The organism is Bacillus sp. USDA818B3_A, assembly GCF_009928415.1.
Taxonomy (GTDB): domain Bacteria; phylum Bacillota; class Bacilli; order Bacillales; family Cytobacillaceae; genus Neobacillus.
Window position 1 is genome coordinate 1 of the sequence record NZ_JAABNN010000081.1, and the last position, 236, is coordinate 236.

General features: G+C 48.7%; 1 tRNA gene. It reads left to right on the top strand.

The window, feature by feature from the left end:
- The first annotated feature begins 60 nt into the window (after positions 1-60).
- Positions 61-135 (top strand) — tRNA-Gln (locus GXK58_RS26915).
- The last annotated feature ends 101 nt before the right edge of the window (positions 136-236 follow it).

The following is a 236-nucleotide window of genomic DNA, read 5'->3' on the forward strand; positions in this document are numbered from 1 at the left end:
ATCGGATTGTGGTTCCGACATTCGTGGGTTCGATTCCCATCAGCCGCCCCATTTTTTCATTGGGCTATAGCCAAGCGGTAAGGCAACGGACTTTGACTCCGTCATTCGTAGGTTCGAATCCTGCTAGCCCAGCCATATCTTTAAATCACAGCATAGCCGAGTGTTTGATAAAACTTTAAAAATGGGCCTATAGCTCAGCTGGTTAGAGCGCACGCCTGATAAGCGTGAGGTCGATG